The organism is Chryseobacterium cucumeris, from assembly GCF_001593385.1.
Taxonomy (GTDB): domain Bacteria; phylum Bacteroidota; class Bacteroidia; order Flavobacteriales; family Weeksellaceae; genus Chryseobacterium; species Chryseobacterium cucumeris.
On record NZ_LUVZ01000046.1, the window covers coordinates 68,395 to 85,209 of the forward strand.

Here is a 16,815-nt window from a genome sequence, read left to right on the forward strand (position 1 = left end):
CTATCAAGCTGGTAGAGACAGAGGTTGATTTATTGTTTTTATTAATGTTTATACTCATTTCTGTAATACTTTCCAAAGCGCTAGGAAAATGCTTTTGTAAATTCTCATAATACCTTACCGAAGAATTTATTAGTTATAAGAATTAAGTTGACTAGAATTCTTATAACCCTAAGAATATGAAACTTTAATGACTAAAAAAATAAAGGGAAATTTGATTATACTATTAATAAGTATTCTACTAAATTAGTGAGTATAATTTTTGCAAATCATCAACAAAATGCTTCGAGATTTGTTCCTGTGGGTCTACAAACCATCCTTTTTTAAGGATGGTTTTTGTTTTTTGTTCCCTTTCGAAAAATAAAAAGGTAGATAGTGAATTAATCATAAAAAGGATCAAGCACAAAAGTTGTGGGCTAAGCAAAAAGTTTGGTTAATTCTAAAAAAGAAAAATGTCCTATTCTTTACCCCTCTATGCTGCATTCTGAAGTTTTTGATTTTAGCATTAAAAGATTCAGCAAAAGCATCAGTGCTTCTTTGGTTAAAAAAGGCTAAGATTTCTCTATAATGATTCATTATTGTTTTTCTATAAGATAGATTCTCCATTGGTTTTATCAATCTATCCCCTTCTTTTGATATGAAGCAGAACCCGTTTTCCCCTCACTCCATCAACTTCTTCTTATTCTTCTATTATCAAAAAAGTACTCTACTAAAAATTCTGAAGCAAGAGTTTTACTAGCTCATCAGGAATATACATATTCCTAATTTAAAAACTTAACACTACATCCACAACTTTTGAGATTGATCTAAAAAATACCGTCTTATTTCGGTTAAAAATACTTGTTACTGCAACTACAGAATAGCGAGGTCAAAAAACTTTTATAACGACCGGAAAACAATGAAATTTGCACTCTAAAGAATGTAAATGATCATTGAAGTCAAAAAAATATACCAAGAAAACAGCGTAGAAAAAATATAAAAGAATGGAGTTGATTTAAAATAAAATTACAAAAAAAACATTGCAAAAACATATGTTTTTTAAGCTGTAACCATATTAATAATTCACTAATTGACAGTACGATAAAAGAGGCCAAAAATCAATAACTGTTCAAAAAACACAATTCTATTTAACTACATTAAGTCTTTCAAGAACAGACTCTCCCTCAAATTATCAATCTTATAAAAACTAATTATCAATAATAATGAAAGTACCATTAAAAACAATATTTAGCTGGTTTGAAAAGGGTGATATTCCCACAGAACATCAGTTTCAGCAGACCTTTTCTTCATTCCGTCATTTAGATGAAAATATCAGGATGGATGAGGTAATGGGTTTAAATGAAACTTTTCAAAAAACGGTATCCAGCACAACTTTTACAAATCATCTGCAAGATGAAGGAGCACACGATTTAGTGCTCGCAAGACTTAATGCATCCAATCTTACTGCCAGAAATGTAGAAGAATGGAAAGAAAAATTAAAGATCAAACCAGCAGCCACTATAGACAATGGTGAAGAAACAGGAAATGTCTATACAAAGGAGCAAATCGAGGAAATTGTAAATATACTTCAGGCAAAAGATAATGAAATGCTTGAGCTGACTGCAAAAATCAGCGAAATACTAACCTCGAATGATGATAACTTTGATAAGCTTCAGAAAATCGTAGACTATATCAAAGAAAACAGGGAGCAGATAGAATTACTTAAAGGTTCAGGAGCAAATTCTTCCTTTGGAGGAATTTTAAGGCCTACTGATAATATTATTATTAAGCCGGGATCAGCAAAATGGTTTTGGGCAGGGAGTGGAGTTTACGAAAATGCTTCAGGAGTTACGATTGAAAATTTCGGAATAATTTCCTTTGACGGTTTTGTTTGGTCTGTTCTGGAGGTTAATATGCCTGGAGGTGGAACAGATGGTTTTATTGATTTAACACAAGAAGATTAAAATGAGAAATACAGGAAGAATTTATTTTACAAATTATGAAAGATCAGATAAAGAAGTTGCAGATAATTTCATTTATCCCGTCATGTTTTTCATTAAAAATGAAAATGGAAAAATCATTAAACAGATTGCATATTCAGCTTTAGGAGAAAAGTCAGAAAGTGAATACGGAACTGGTGGTGGAACCGGAGGAGGCAATGGAATTGTTTTCCGCGCAAAATCTGAAATACCTGCATCGTTCGTAAAATCATTTGGAAGTGAAGTTAGAATAGTTTTTTCGTGGTCATCCATCGACAGCGTTGATGGTAGTGAGACTGGCGGAGGAACTGCGAGTATTTTAAAAGGAAACACGATCCTATTTAATAAAAATATTAATCAGGGAGCCAATGATATAGATATCACGCCATATATTTTGGCAGGAGACAATACAATAACGCTTAGTATCACAGATAGTTATGGAAATAATAGAAAATTAAAATATGATATTCAATCAATAGCACTTGCTTTAAGTACCACATACGACAAGACCACTATTAATTCGGGACCAATCATTTTCCGATATATTCCAACCGGGAATGTAGAGAAGACGATTCATTTCAAATTAAATGGATCAGATCTTCCGTCTGTAGTTACTTCAATAAATAACAAAGAGCTTCTTTATGAAATTCCTGCACAGTCGCACGGAGTTCATATTTTAGAGGTGTATATGACCGCTGATTTGTCAGGAGAGATCATTGAAAGCAATCACTTATTTACAGATATCATCAGCGTTGTTGCCGGTAATTTAACGCCTTTGGTTTCCTCAGCAAATAATGTTGTTGCTAATCAATATGCTCCAGCTTCGATTGAATATCTGGTGTATTCACCATCGTCAAATTATAGCGATGTTGAGATTTTAGTGGATGGAGTGAAGGTTTCTGAATTACTTGTAAATAGAAGTTTGCAGAAGTTCACCTATACATTTGCGGACTCAGGTGCACACACTGTAACTTTTAAATGTGGAAATGTCACGAAAAATACTTCAGTAGTTGTAACTGCCTTCGATATTCAAGTTGAAGCCGAAACGTTAGGCTTGGAATTATTTTTAAGCAGTAGAAACAGAAGCAATTCAGAGATTAACAAAAACGAGTGGAAATACAAAAACCTGTCATGTACTCTTACTGATTTTGATTTCAGCACCAATGGGTGGATTCAAGATTCAAAGGGTTCTGTGGCGCTTAAAGTGAGCGGAAATGCAAGGGTTGAGATTCCTTTCAAGATTTTTGAAAATGATTTTAAAACAGGTGGTAAAACATTAGAATTTGAATTTTCAACTTCAGATATAAAAAACAGTGACAGTACTATTTTTTCTTGTAAAAATGGAAATGTTGGATTTGTTGCTACCTCAAATTCGTTTTCGTTCAGTTCTGAGCAGGACGGTACGTCCATATTTTTTAAAGAAGATGAAAGGATTCGCGTAAGTGTAGTCGTTACAAAGGTTGCAGATCAAAGATTGGTATTTGTGTATATCAATGGAATTATATCTTCACTATATCAGTATAATTCACTAGACAGCTTTTTACAACAAGCTCCTCAAAACATTACCATCGGAAGCAGTGATTGTAATATTAATCTATATAATATTCGGGTGTATAATAATAACCTAAACGCCGATCAGATGTTGTCGAATTACATCGCTGACATGGATAACCTGTTTGAAAAAGTCAACATTTACGAGAGAAATAAATTGTACGATGCATTCGGAAATTTGTCCTACGATAAATGTTTACAATTAATTCCATGCTTAACCATTGTTGGAGATTTGCCAACTTATAAAGGCGATAAAAAAACAATTGTTGGAGAGTATGAAAATGCTCAGGATCCTACAAAATCGTTTTCTTATGTAAATGCGAGCATTGATGTTCAGGGTACATCATCACAATATTATCCCCGAAAAAACTTTAAAATCAAATTTAATGGAGGTTTTAAAAATGGTGAAATAAATTCTTCAAAATACAAGCTTCGTGACAATTCATTGGCGGAAAAGACATTTACTTTTAAAGCTGACTTCATGGAATCTTCAGGTTCTCACAACATTGGTTTGGCGAGGCTTGCACAAGATTCTTTAAATCAATTGGGTTATTTGGTTCCACCACAATTAATTGATCCTAATATCCGTACTACGATGGACGGGTTTCCAATGCTTATATTTCACAGAGCAACACCAGATTCGGAGCGTATTTTCTTAGGGAAATATAATTTTAACAATGACAAGTCAAATGAAGCAACAACGGGTTTTACAGGTGGTCAGGAATGTTGGGAATTTTTAAACAATACGTCAGATAATACATTATTTATTGCTACAGATTTTCAAAGTGTAGACGAAAATGGTAAGCATTTATGGAAAAATGATTTTGAGGGAAGATATCCGGAAAATAATGAAGATACTTCGAATCTTGAAGCTTTGCATACATGGATTGTGAGTTGCAAAAATAATCCTGTAAAATTCAAAACCGAGGCTCCAGATCATTTTAATATTCAGTTTTTACTGTTTTATTATGTCTTCACTGAGTTTTTTGCAATGGTCGATCAGCGCGCTAAAAATCAAATGTTTGCCATGTATCCAGATGCGCAGGGAAACAAACGTTGGTATCTTATTTTTTATGATAATGATACGGTTTTAGGGCTTAATAACGAAGGCCACAATGTATATGATTACTGGGTAGAGGCTCACGACCAAGTAGGAAGTGGTTTTGTCTGGAATGGCGCGCTTTCAGAGCTTTGGAAACTGGTTGAAGTGGCTTTTGATACTGAAATTACGGCTTTGTATCAGAAAATGAGAACTTCAGGAATTCTGACTTATGATAAGTGCAACACTTATTTTAACACATTAGAATCTGACAAATGGGCGGAAAGTATTTTTAATGAAGATGCGAAATATAAATATATAGACCCTTTGGTTGTTGCCGGGAATGGAAGTTATTTATACCCCGCACAAGGTTCAAGAAAATCGCACAGGAATTATTGGCTATTAAACAGATTCAGATATATGGACGGAAAGTATGATTCCTCTACTTTCTCTTCTGATTATATCACAATGAGACTTTATACACCTTCGGGCACGCCTGTAGTTACTCCCAACGCTAATTTTTTACTAACTGCTCAAAAAGACGGGTATACTAAAATTAAGTTTGGTTCTTATATCAACCGTGCGAGACTTAGAAAAAATGTTGCATCCTTAGTTCAAGCTCCGGCTATTACTTTTAACGACACGGAAACTATTATTTATGGTGCATCTGCAATTAAAGATCTTGGAGATTTGTCAGGAAAGTATCTTGGTACTTTAGATGTTTCCAAAGCGACGAATTTGTCAAAATTACGAATAGGAAGTCAAATTTCCGGTTATTCAAATCAAAATTTGAGAAACTTGTTTATTGGTAATAATACAATTTTAGAAGAATTAGATATTTCAAATTGCCCAAATTTAAAACAATCAATAGATTTAACTGGTTGTACAAGTATTAAAAATATTTCCGCTGCAGGAACAGGAATAACCTCTGTATTGTTACCTAAAGGCGGGTTGCTCTTTTCTTTAATTTTGCCAAATACAGCAAATACTTTGATTTTGGATAATCAAAAATTTATTAAAAATTCTAATTTAACTTTTACTGCAAGTTCTATAACAACTCTTGTAATTAAGGATTGTCCTTTGATTAATGTTTATGATATTGCCACTTCGTTGAAAAATTTGGCTAGATTGAGAATTAACAATTTAAACGGAAGTAGTACTTCTAGTGAAAATTTTTTTCCACTTATAAATGCTAAAGGAATTGATGATTCGGGTAATACAACCCCACATTCTATCGTTGAAGGAAAATGGACTTTTACAAACATTTATGCAGAGGATAAAACTTTTATGGAAGCTAACTGGCCAGATTTTAAATTTACTTATAAAAACATTACTAATTTTATCCAAATTAGCGATTCAAGAAAGAAAGATATTTTATTAAAACTTTATGATACTGATGGTGATAAAGAATTAAGTTTTTCAGAAGCAAGATCTGTTACTGAAATACCTGCCAATACTTTTAATCCTTATGTTAATTCCGGAACACATCTTTTAGGGAATTTTGATGAATTTAGATTTTTTACAAATGTAGAGACGATTGGGGATAATGCTTTTAGTAATCAAACAATGCAAAGCATTTTCTTTCCTCCTAACGTTAAAAAAATAGGAAATAATGCTTTTGAATTAGCCAACGCATCTGCTTTAAATGCCAACTTTGACAAGATTGAAGAATTAGGTATTGCTCCGTTTGGTGGAATATACTTAAATATTAATCTATTTAAAAATGTTAAGGTCTACCAACAATCTTCATTTATTTCCATGTATCCTGTAGGTGGTATATATAATCTTCCTTATATCACTCGAATATTTGAAAATATGTTTAACATGTATATTTCCCTTACAAATCTTCCAGGTTATGTTACTAATCTTGCTGATTTTCAAGCATGCACAAGTCTTGAAAGGATAGATTTCCTTGGTTTAAGATTAAGATTAAGAACTGGTGAAAGGGAAATGAATATTATCTTTCCTGCTTCTATTAATTATATAGAAAATGGTTGTATGATTTTGAATCCACAAGATGGTCAAGATAGTGTTCAAAAAATAGTAATTAAAATTTTAGCAACAACGCCTCCTATTTTAATATCAACTAATTTATTAAATAACAACGTCTACCTTAGTAAAATTGAAATTCATGTACCCGCAGCAAGTGTTTCTGCTTATAAAACGGCAACCAACTGGAGCTATTTTGCCGCAAAAATTTATCCGATAACATAATAATAACATATGACACAGACAGACAATATAATTAAAGCAGATCCTGGGAAATGCTTTAAAAGAAAAATAGATGGAGTTGTTTTTGGCGATGAAATCTATTTAGGAACAACTTATTATCTTGATGGAATAAGACTTCAAGAACCCATTCAGGAAACTCCCGATGATTTTGAAGAAATTGATATCGAGGTTCGAACAGAAGAAATTAATTAAAAGATGATAATTTTATAACTTATTTCCCGAACGGAAATTTATAACTAGTCCTGGGAATATGATAAAGATCTTAGGACAAAAATAAATAATTATAAAATTTACATGTTTAACAAACCATCCTTTTTTAAGGGTGGTTTTCTTCTTTTATTATAAAATGAAATATGAATACGATATATAAAAAGAGGCAGCCTTAAAAGCTGCCTCTCTTTATTTTCATTTTATTAGACCAGATCAAACCTGTCCAGATTCATCACCTTTGTCCATGCTGCAACAAAGTCTTTCACAAACTTACCTTGTGCATCAGCACTTCCGTATACTTCAGCGATAGCTCTCAATTCAGAATTAGATCCAAAAACAAGATCCGCACGCGTTGCTGTCCATTTTGGCTGACCTGTTTTTCGGTCAGTTCCTATATACAGTTCTCTGTCATCTGACATTGCTTTCCATTGCGTTCCCATATCCAGAAGATTCACAAAGAAATCATTGGTAAGAACTCCCGGACGGCTGGTGAATACGCCATGTTTTGAACCGTCAAAGTTCGTATCTAAAGCACGCATTCCTCCTATCAATACAGTCAATTCCGGGGCAGTAAGAGTTAAAAGTTGTGCTTTATCAATCAATAAAGATTCGGTAGACACCGTGTATTTTCTTTTCAGATAGTTACGGAATCCATCCGCTGCAGGCTCAAGATATCCCATAGATTCTACATCCGTCTGTTCCTGAGAAGCATCCATTCTTCCCGGAGCAAAAGGAACTTTTACGTCCTGACCCGCATTTCTGGCAGCCACTTCTACTGCAGCATTACCTGCTAAAACAATCAGATCAGCTAATGATATTTTTTTACCTCCGTTCTGAGAATCGTTGAATTCTTTCTGGATTCCTTCCAGAACATTTAATACTTTATTCAGTTGTGAAGGATTGTTGACTTCCCAGTTTCTTTGAGGCTCCAGCCTGATTCTGGCTCCGTTGGCACCACCACGTTTATCACTTCCTCTGAAAGTAGAAGCGGAAGCCCACGCTGTAGAGATCAGCTCAGCATTACTTAATCCTGAATTTAATACTTTTGACTTCAATGTTTCTATATCATTTCCATCAACCAATTCATGATTCACTTCCGGAATAGGATCCTGCCAGATCAGTTCTTCCTGTGGTACATCCGGACCTAAATAACGGGCACGTGGTCCCATATCTCTGTGAGTCAGTTTAAACCATGCTCTTGAAAATGCATCGGCAAAAGCATCAGGGTTTTCATAAAAATGTCTTGAAATTTTTTCGTAAACAGGATCCAGTCTCAAAGAAAGGTCTGTGGTAAGCATCGTTGGTTTATGCTTTTTAGAAGAATCAAACGCGTCAGGAATAATATCAGCTCCATCTTTAGCTACCCATTGGTGAGCTCCGGCAGGGCTCTTCGTTAGTTCCCATTCATTTTCAAAAAGATTTTTAAAGAAATAATTACTCCATTGAGTCGGAGTTTCTGTCCAGGTTACTTCCAGACCACTGGAAATAGCGTCTTTTCCGCTTCCTGATTTATAAGTGCTTGCCCATCCAAGTCCCTGCTGTTCAATTCCTGCAGCTTCAGGCTCTTTACCTACATGATCTGCAGGACCTGCTCCATGGGTTTTACCAAAAGTATGTCCGCCGGCAATCAAAGCAACGGTTTCTTCATCATTCATTGCCATACGTCCGAAAGTATCACGGATATCTTTAGCAGCCGCAATAGGATCTGGATTTCCGTCCGGACCTTCCGGATTTACATAAATAAGTCCCATCTGTACGGCAGCCAATGGATTTTCAAGATTTCTTGAATGAATATCTCCGTCTGCATTATCATCGGTAGGAAGAACGGCTGATTGTCCTTCTGCTACTCCTTCTGAACCGTGAGCATAACGCAGGTCGCCTCCCAGCCATGTTTTTTCTGATCCCCAATAGATATCAGCATCCGGTTCCCAAACGTCTGCACGTCCTCCTGCAAATCCGAATGTTTTGAAGCCCATTGATTCAAGGGCGATATTCCCTGTAAGAATCAAAAGGTCTGCCCATGAAATGTTTCTTCCATATTTTTGTTTGATGGGCCATAATAATCTTCTTGCTTTATCAAGACTTACGTTATCTGGCCAGCTGTTTAATGGTGCAAAACGCTGTTGTCCGGCTCCTGCTCCACCTCTTCCGTCACCTACACGATATGTACCTGCACTGTGCCATGCCATACGGATAAACAGAGGTCCATAATGACCAAAGTCCGCCGGCCACCAATCCTGAGAGTCTGTCATCAATGCATGAAGGTCTTTTTTTACTGCCTCCAGATCAAGGCTTTCGAATGCTTTGGCATAATCAAAATCCTTATCCATAGGATCTGAAAGGGAAGAATGCTGACGCAGAAGATCTACTCTAAGCTGATCAGGCCACCAATCAGAATTCTGGGTTCCTCCGCCTGCTACGTTCTTCTTCATTGTTCCGTTATGAAACGGGCATTTACTGATGTCATTCAAATCTTTTTCCATTGTCGTTTATTTTATTTTTTATGTTGATTAATACAGTTTCAATTTTCTGTTGTAAGAACATGACAAACCTACAACGTTTGATCGATAAATACAATCTATTAATTTTTATTTCAACGATAGTTAAAAACTATAAACAAATATTTTCAACAGCTAAAAAGCCAAGACATAATTGAGGTATTAAGTTAGTCATTTTTCAGATTAACTTAAATAAAAACAGCTGTATACAGCCCAATTTAGAATTACTCAACGTAAGATTTTAAAGGAAAAAGGAAGTTGGAGGCTGGAAGAAGGAGGTTTAATCGCATCATGAAAAGTAATTTGATAATTACTGAAAAAACACGCTATTTCAACAATTTCTAAAAGTTCTTCCTTCATCCTCTCTTCCAGCTTTCTCCCACTAAAAATAAATTAACTACCTTTATATTGACCAAACATGAACATCTGCTATGAAAAAAATAATTGTTGTGATTCTCGTTGCCTTTATTATCATCCAGTTTTTCCCTATCGATAAAACAAATCCACCGCTTACTCCGGGAATGGACTTTCTAAAAATTAAAAATACGCCGGAAAAAATTGCCCGTACCCTCAGAACATCCTGCTATGACTGTCACTCTAATGAAACCAGATATCCATGGTATAGCAGTATTTCCCCAACTTCATGGTGGGTAAAAAATAATATTGATGAAGGCAGAAAAAATCTTAATTTTTCTACCTTTGCAGTATATGAACCTCAGAGACAACTTCATAAGTTGGAAGAATGTATAGAAATGGTTGAGAAAAAAGAAATGCCGCTAGAATCTTATTATTTAGGTCATCAGGATGCCAAACTGTCGGATGAGCAGCGTGCAGATCTTGTTCAATATTTCAAAAAAGTAAAAGAAGACACTGAGAGAGGAATCATGTTTAATAAATAAAGTCATGGAAAGTTGGGAAAATAAACATATTGTTTTTTTTGACGGAGATTGCGGAGTTTGTAATTTCTGGGTGCAATGGATTTTGGAGAGAGACAAAAAAGACCAATTCATGTTTGCTTCTCTTCAATCTGATTTCGGACAACAGTTTTTATCTGAAAGAGGGCTTGAAACCAATGTATTCAATACGATGTATCTTTGGAAACCCGGACGTTATTATCAGATCAAATCAAGAGCCGTACTGGAAATTGCTAATTTACTGGGAGGAGTTTATAAACTTTCCTTTATTGGGAAAATCCTGCCGGCATCTTTAAGTGACAAAGTGTATGATGTTATTTCCAGAAACAGAATGAAGCTGGCCAATCAGAAATGTTATTTACCTGATCAGCATCAGAAGAAAAAATTTATTCAGGTGTAATTAATTGTTCTTACTCCTTTTCATTTAACTTATAAAAAGATCATTCCGTAAGAGTTAGCTACAATATTAATGCATTGTATTGATTCCTACGGAATGACAAATAAGACGGATAGGTGTTCATGTTTAATGTTTAATGGAAATCAAACTGAAGAATAGTCTCTTACCAGCTTTATCAATTATCAATTATCAATTATCAATTATCAATAATTACCCATTGCTCATTACTTATAAATTAAGCGACCACACAGAATAAGAATTCGGAGGGCATTGGATTTTCACCCATTTATCACCCTGAGTTGTTGGATACCAACTTGAATTTCCTGTGAAATCTTTGATTTGCTGACTGCTCCAATTCGTTTCTATCCATCTTTCCTGCCAGTTTGAAGAAGTATTGATATAAACAACAAGCCCTGGATTACCATTATAGCCGTTACGTCTTGCAATATATTCATCGTTATCAGTATACAGAATGGAAGTTGTTCCGGTAGCTTTATTATTATGAATCCAGATCAGATTATTCAGTCTTTCTTTGTTTAACCATTCTTCATAATCTCTGTAAAAAATGGTCGGATAACCTTCATGGGTTAGGATATAGGCATAGGCGGGCATTTTATTGTAAATAATATCTGTATCATGATTGGCCACAAAAGTGACTGCTTTGTATGGATTTCTTTTCCACATCATATCATCATTCAAAGCATTTAAATTACCATTATCAAAGGCTTCATCCATTTTATAATAAGCTGCAAAATCAAATACGGAACTGTTGGCATTATTGGCCCACCATTCCAATGTGTTGACATTTGAATCCCATAATTCCCCGACAGAAAATCCACCTACGTTAGAATTCCAGGTATTAACAACCCATGGCCCGAATCCTTTAACATAATCAAACCTCCAGCCATCAAATTTCATCACATTTTTATAATATTTTGCTACGGAATCATCTCTCCCCCAAAGCCAGTCCTGCACATGAGGATTAGCATGACATAAATCCGGAAAGCCACCAAAAGCCCCTTCATCATTATTCCCGTAAGAGTTTTTATAAAAGTCATTGTAGTTTCTCTGGAATTTTCCGGAAGCCACACCAGAAAAATTAGTCCAGGTATTGGTTCCTGTAAAAGGATTGGCTTCAGACTGCCCGCCACTGTTGTGATTGATTACAATGTCTGCATACACCTGCATGTTTTCAGCATGCGCTTTGGTAATCAATGCTTCCAGTTCAGCTCTGGATCCGAAACGGGTTTCTGTACTTCCATTTTGATTAAAATCTCCAAAATCATAATAATCGGTAGGATCATATCCCATAGAATAAGCCCCATTCTGAGCTTTTGATGCAGGTGGTAGCCATACAGCTCCAATTCCGGCAGTAGACCATGCGGTTAATTTGTCTTTAACGGTATTCCACCAGTTACCCCCTTCCGGAACATCCCAGTAAAAACCTTGCATCAAAACTCCACCACCCGGCCCGGCTGTAAATTTACTTTGTGCAGAACCTGAGCCGCTTCCTGTACTGAAAGGCCGGCCATCATGATGGGTTACATTCACTATTTTGTTGTGAACCTCTTCCTGCTTGGAAGGTTCAGTTGTCAATTCATCACTGGTTCTACATGAGTTTACTAATGCTAAAGCCAGCAGTGAAAGGAAAAAGTTTGTTTTTTTCATCGCTTTAATTAATTATCAATCTATTAAACAAGATACAATTTTATTAAAAACAAATTCAAATAAATGGGAAATATTTTCATTTCCCACAATAAATCAATAAGAAAGGCATTCAATTTTTTCATTAAAAAATCATAAATTTTTCAGAATCCCGAGACAATTTTTCTTTTAATCCATATATTTGCATACTATGGAATACAATACCCAAAAAACTCAGCTTCATATGCCGGAATATGGCAGAATTATACAACAGTTGGTTGAGCGCTGCAAAGAACTTCCTACCAAAGAGGAAAGGAACGAAATGGCTATGGCAATCATCGATTTTATGGGTCAGAGAAACCCACAACTTCGCGACGAGGAAAATTATAAACATAAACTTTGGGACCATCTTTATATTCTTGCTAATCATGATCTGGATGTAGATTCTCCTTATCCCTTCCCCACAATGGAAGAGCTGGCAGAAAAACCTAAAAGAATGGAATATCCAAAACTTCAAGGTGACTTTAAGTTCTACGGAAAAAGTATTCTTCAATTGATAGAAAAAGCAATTGAACTGGAAACGGGTGATGAAAAAGAAGCCCTAATCGAGGTGATTGCCAACAATATGAAGAAGTCTTATAATGTCTATAATAAAGAACATGTGACGGATGATGTGATTTTCCGCCACCTGAAAGAACTTTCCGAAAACAGGTTGGATCTTACCGGAATAGATTCTCTTGAAAAGAGTAAGATCTATTACACCAGCAATAACAACAACCGAAATAACAACAATAACAACAGGAATAACAACAATAATAAAAACAATAATAACCAGCCTAACAAGAGAAGGCATAATAACAATCATAAAAACAGAAAATAATGAGTGGAACATTTCAAATAAGAGGAGGAAAAAGACTGCAGGGTGAAATAACTCCACAAGGAGCCAAAAATGAGGCTCTACAAATTTTATGTGCGGTTCTTCTGACAGATGAGGAAGTAAGAATCAAAAATATTCCGGATATCCATGATGTAAACAGGCTGATTGAAATTCTTGGGGATTTTGGAGTAAAAATTACTAAAAACGGACAGGGAGATTATACTTTCAAAGCTGATCAGGTTAATTTTGATTATATTAAATCTAATGAGTTCAAAAAGGACGGAGCAAAATTACGTGGATCCATTATGCTGATGGGACCAATGCTTGCCCGTTACGGAGAAGCTTATATGCCGACTCCGGGTGGTGACAAAATCGGAAGAAGAAGATTGGACACTCACTTTCAGGGACTTGTTGAATTAGGTGCTGAATTCAATTATGATGAGGAGGAATATTTCTATTCTTTAAAAGCTAAGGAACTAAGAGGAAAATTCATCCTGCTGGAAGAAGCTTCTGTTACCGGAACGGCTAATATTGTAATGGCAGCAGCTCTTGCAAAAGGAAAAACAAGAATCTACAACGCAGCCTGCGAGCCTTATCTTCAGCAATTATGCAAAATGCTGAACAGAATGGGTGCCAATATCTCAGGAATCGGATCCAACCTTCTTACGATTGAAGGGGTTGAATATCTGAGAGGTACTGAGCATACGATGCTTCCGGATATGGTAGAGATCGGTTCATGGATTGGTCTTGCCGCTATGACAAAATCTGAAATCACCATCAAAAATGTAAACTGGAACCAGCTTGGTGTGATCCCGAATACCTTCAGAAAATTAGGAATTGAGCTTGAGCAAAGTGGTGATGATATCTACATTCCTGCTCAGGAACATTATAAAATTCAGAAATTTATTGACGGTTCTATCCTTACGATTTCAGATGCGCCTTGGCCAGGATTTACACCGGATTTATTATCTATTATTCTAGTGGTAGCTACTCAGGCAAAAGGAAGTATTCTGGTTCATCAGAAAATGTTTGAGTCCAGATTATTCTTTGTGGATAAATTAATCGATATGGGTGCTCAGATCATTTTATGTGATCCGCACAGAGCTACAGTGATCGGATTAAACCAGGAAGCTCCGTTAAGAGGAACAACGATGGTTTCCCCGGATATCAGGGCTGGAAACGCCCTTCTTATTGCGGCTCTTTCTGCTGAAGGAAAATCTATTATCCACAATATCGAGCAGATTGACAGAGGATATGAAAATATTGATGGAAGACTGAGAGCTATTGGTGCTGACATCGAAAGAATTTAAAATTATTTTATTTAATAATAGGAAAGCGTTCAGAATATTCTGAGCGTTTTTTTTGTTTTACCACCCCGTCAAAAATTCTTTGAATTTTTACCACCCCTCCGAGGAGGGAATTTTATCCAGATTAACGATTGATCTTTTTTATCTGTTTTAGTGCAAAAATAAAAAGTGCCCGGTAAAAACACCGGACACTTTGGTAATTAAAACTATATGAATCTCACTTAAAAATAGGTTCTGCAGGTATATTCTACCGTCGTATTGATAAGTTTATTTTTATTCAGATAGACTTCAAGCTGCTGAAAATCTTCTGAATTGACATTAATATATAACTGTACCGAACCGAAACTGTATCCGTTCACGTACTCTACATTAGCAGATAACACTCTATGACAGATGCCGAATTGATTATAGATCGTATTCATCAAATGTTCAAATTTCATTTTGCCATTCAACTCTATTTCCAGTAACAATTCTTTTTTAGGCAGGTTAATTTTATTTTGTAAAACCTGCAGGCCGGGATTAGGTGTAATCATTGCTAAACATTTTTGGGTTAAACATTGTCAGATCATATGACACTTTTGTTTTTAAATCTGTGACAAAAATATAAAAAAATATTAGTCCACCAAATTAGTAGACTAATATTTTTTAAAATTTAACATAAAAAAAAGAAGCCCGTTCAGCTTCTTTCTATATTTTAAAAATTCCCTACTCTTTCCAATTTGTCGGAACCAGCCAGCCCATTAGGATTACAACCGGGCTCTCCTTCAGGGACTTTGAGATTTTTCTTAGTGTAAAATTCTTCCCAGAATGTATTCGTTTTTCCTGTTTTGGGATCAATAAACGTCATCGGTTCCAGTTTGAAAATATTTTCTGTCCGAAAAGCTCTTTCTACAAAGTCCGAACAGTAATAGGATTGTTCATCCAGAATATAATTGAAGTTGTAAGGCTTTCCCAACATGGAAATTGCTTTTTTAACTGCTTCAGGAATTGCTTTCTGATATTCCGGTTTCAAACGGTAAACAATAACCTCCTGCCCTTCTTCTTTCTGATCTTTAATGAAATCTTTCAAATCCTGTCTCTGAGAACCGCCTTTGGGAGCAGCGTGCAGAACAAACATCCGGTTGTCTTCTTTTTCCAAAATTCCTATATGATCAAATGAAGCCGCTTTTTCTTTTTGAGTTACATTATTGATCGCTCCGGAAAGTCCCGATTCTTTTGCGGTTACAAAAAGAAGATCTCCATTTTTAAGCTGTACATTACCTGCATAAGAGTGATTACACTGGATCACCAAAACGATTAAACAGTACAAGAGCCCAGTCAACATAATGCCTTTGATTCTTCTATTAAAAAATGTTTTACATTCAGACATTTTATTATACTTTTCGGTACCAAAATTACAAAATAGAATTCATTACATTTGTGGGAATATTGATCTATTCCTCACACCAACCCAAACATTCCAACAATCTTATGCCCCATATTTTATTAGTTGAAGACGATGACAGGCTTTCAAAACTGATTGCAAAAGGATTTCAGGAAGCTGAATTTGAGGTCACTGTAGCATATGACGGAGTCACAGGCCTGAAACTGGCTTTACAGACAAATTTTGATCTGGTAGTGACCGATATTATTCTTCCCAAAAAAGATGGTCTTGAATTTTGCCATGAGATCAAAACTTTAAAACCCAATCTTCCTGTAATTATGCTTACTGCACTGGGAACTACTGATGACAAGCTGGAAGGATTTGATGCCGGTGCAGATGATTATCTCACCAAGCCTTTTGAAATGCGGGAACTGGTAGCAAGGATAAAAGTACTTCTGAAACGTTTTTCACAACAGTTACATCAAAAAGTTTTTGTTCTTAAATACGAAGGCATAGAAATGAACCTGGAACAGAAAACTGTAAACCGTGATCAAATGCCTATCAAATTAACCCCAAAAGAATTTAATCTTTTAAAATTCATGATGGAAAATTCCGAAAGGGTTCTTTCCAGATCTGAAATTGCAGAAAAAGTATGGGAAACCCATTTTGATACGGGAACTAACTTTATTGATGTTTATATCAATTATCTCAGAAAGAAAATAGATAAAGATTTTGAAACCAAACTGATCCACACCAAAGCCGGCATGGGATTTATTCTGAAAAAAGACTACGAATCAGGTACTGTATAGTAAATCAATAAGATAAACT

Annotated in this window: 13 protein-coding genes; 8 read left to right on the plus strand and 5 right to left on the minus strand. The window is 35.4% G+C overall.

The window, feature by feature from the left end; translation table 11 throughout:
• Window positions 1–393: 393 nt before the first annotated feature.
• Window positions 394–603 carry a transposase gene (locus A1704_RS24120; RefSeq protein WP_082798851.1) on the minus strand — a complete coding sequence of 70 codons (210 nt, stop codon included), beginning with the start codon at window positions 601–603 and terminating at the stop codon, window positions 394–396.
• 596 nt (window positions 604–1,199) lie between these two features.
• On the opposite strand from A1704_RS24120, the gene A1704_RS22135 reads away from it, so the two are divergent.
• The 3 genes from A1704_RS22135 to A1704_RS22145 are packed head-to-tail and all read left to right on the plus strand — an operon-like array spanning window position 1,200 to window position 6,969.
• On the plus strand, window positions 1,200–1,940 hold the full coding sequence (locus A1704_RS22135) for a hypothetical protein (protein ID WP_062676174.1): 741 nt from the start codon (window positions 1,200–1,202) through the stop codon (window positions 1,938–1,940).
• 1 nt (window position 1,941) lies between these two features.
• Complete coding sequence (locus A1704_RS22140) at window positions 1,942–6,759, plus strand: leucine-rich repeat protein (RefSeq protein WP_062676175.1); 4,818 nt, start codon at window positions 1,942–1,944, stop codon at window positions 6,757–6,759.
• Between the two features lie 9 nt (window positions 6,760–6,768).
• A complete protein-coding gene (locus A1704_RS22145) occupies window positions 6,769–6,969 on the plus strand; it encodes a hypothetical protein (RefSeq protein WP_062676176.1) in 201 nt (66 codons plus the stop codon).
• A 221-nt stretch (window positions 6,970–7,190) separates the two neighbouring features.
• Here A1704_RS22145 and katG read toward each other — a convergent pair whose 3' ends face one another.
• Window positions 7,191–9,470: a catalase/peroxidase HPI gene (gene katG / locus A1704_RS22150; RefSeq protein WP_062676177.1), complete on the minus strand. Its 2,280-nt coding sequence runs from the start codon at window positions 9,468–9,470 to the stop codon at window positions 7,191–7,193.
• A gap of 446 nt (window positions 9,471–9,916) precedes the next feature.
• On the opposite strand from katG, the gene A1704_RS22155 reads away from it, so the two are divergent.
• Both A1704_RS22155 and A1704_RS22160 read left to right on the plus strand, forming a co-directional pair.
• Entirely contained in the window at window positions 9,917–10,384 is a 468-nt protein-coding gene (locus A1704_RS22155) for a heme-binding domain-containing protein (RefSeq protein WP_062676178.1), read from the plus strand.
• A 4-nt stretch (window positions 10,385–10,388) separates the two neighbouring features.
• Window positions 10,389–10,799: a thiol-disulfide oxidoreductase DCC family protein gene (locus tag A1704_RS22160; RefSeq protein WP_062676179.1), complete on the plus strand. Its 411-nt coding sequence runs from the start codon at window positions 10,389–10,391 to the stop codon at window positions 10,797–10,799.
• Between the two features lie 225 nt (window positions 10,800–11,024).
• On the opposite strand, the gene A1704_RS22165 is transcribed toward A1704_RS22160, so the two are convergent.
• A complete protein-coding gene (locus tag A1704_RS22165; protein ID WP_062676180.1) occupies window positions 11,025–12,464 on the minus strand; it encodes an alpha-amylase in 1,440 nt (479 codons plus the stop codon).
• Window positions 12,465–12,651: 187 nt separating this feature from the next.
• Between A1704_RS22165 and A1704_RS22170 the strand changes: the two genes are divergently transcribed.
• Together A1704_RS22170 and murA are read left to right on the plus strand one after the other, a co-directional pair.
• On the plus strand, window positions 12,652–13,320 hold the full coding sequence (locus tag A1704_RS22170; protein WP_034695011.1) for a DUF4290 domain-containing protein: 669 nt from the start codon (window positions 12,652–12,654) through the stop codon (window positions 13,318–13,320).
• The gene (murA, locus tag A1704_RS22175; RefSeq protein WP_047434862.1) at window positions 13,320–14,627 is read left to right on the plus strand and encodes a UDP-N-acetylglucosamine 1-carboxyvinyltransferase; all 1,308 of its coding nucleotides are present in this window, start codon (window positions 13,320–13,322) and stop codon (window positions 14,625–14,627) included. The genes A1704_RS22170 and murA overlap by 1 nt, the downstream gene beginning before the upstream one ends.
• Window positions 14,628–14,845: 218 nt before the next feature.
• Here murA and A1704_RS22180 read toward each other — a convergent pair whose 3' ends face one another.
• Together A1704_RS22180 and A1704_RS22185 are read right to left on the minus strand one after the other, a co-directional pair.
• Window positions 14,846–15,157, minus strand: coding sequence for an NIL domain-containing protein (locus tag A1704_RS22180; RefSeq protein WP_062676181.1), 312 nt, complete (start codon window positions 15,155–15,157; stop codon window positions 14,846–14,848).
• A 161-nt stretch (window positions 15,158–15,318) separates the two neighbouring features.
• A complete protein-coding gene (locus A1704_RS22185; protein WP_238590673.1) occupies window positions 15,319–15,948 on the minus strand; it encodes a YiiX/YebB-like N1pC/P60 family cysteine hydrolase in 630 nt (209 codons plus the stop codon).
• A gap of 146 nt (window positions 15,949–16,094) precedes the next feature.
• Between A1704_RS22185 and A1704_RS22190 the strand changes: the two genes are divergently transcribed.
• Window positions 16,095–16,796: a response regulator transcription factor gene (locus A1704_RS22190; RefSeq protein ID WP_062676305.1), complete on the plus strand. Its 702-nt coding sequence runs from the start codon at window positions 16,095–16,097 to the stop codon at window positions 16,794–16,796.
• Window positions 16,797–16,815 lie beyond the last annotated feature (19 nt).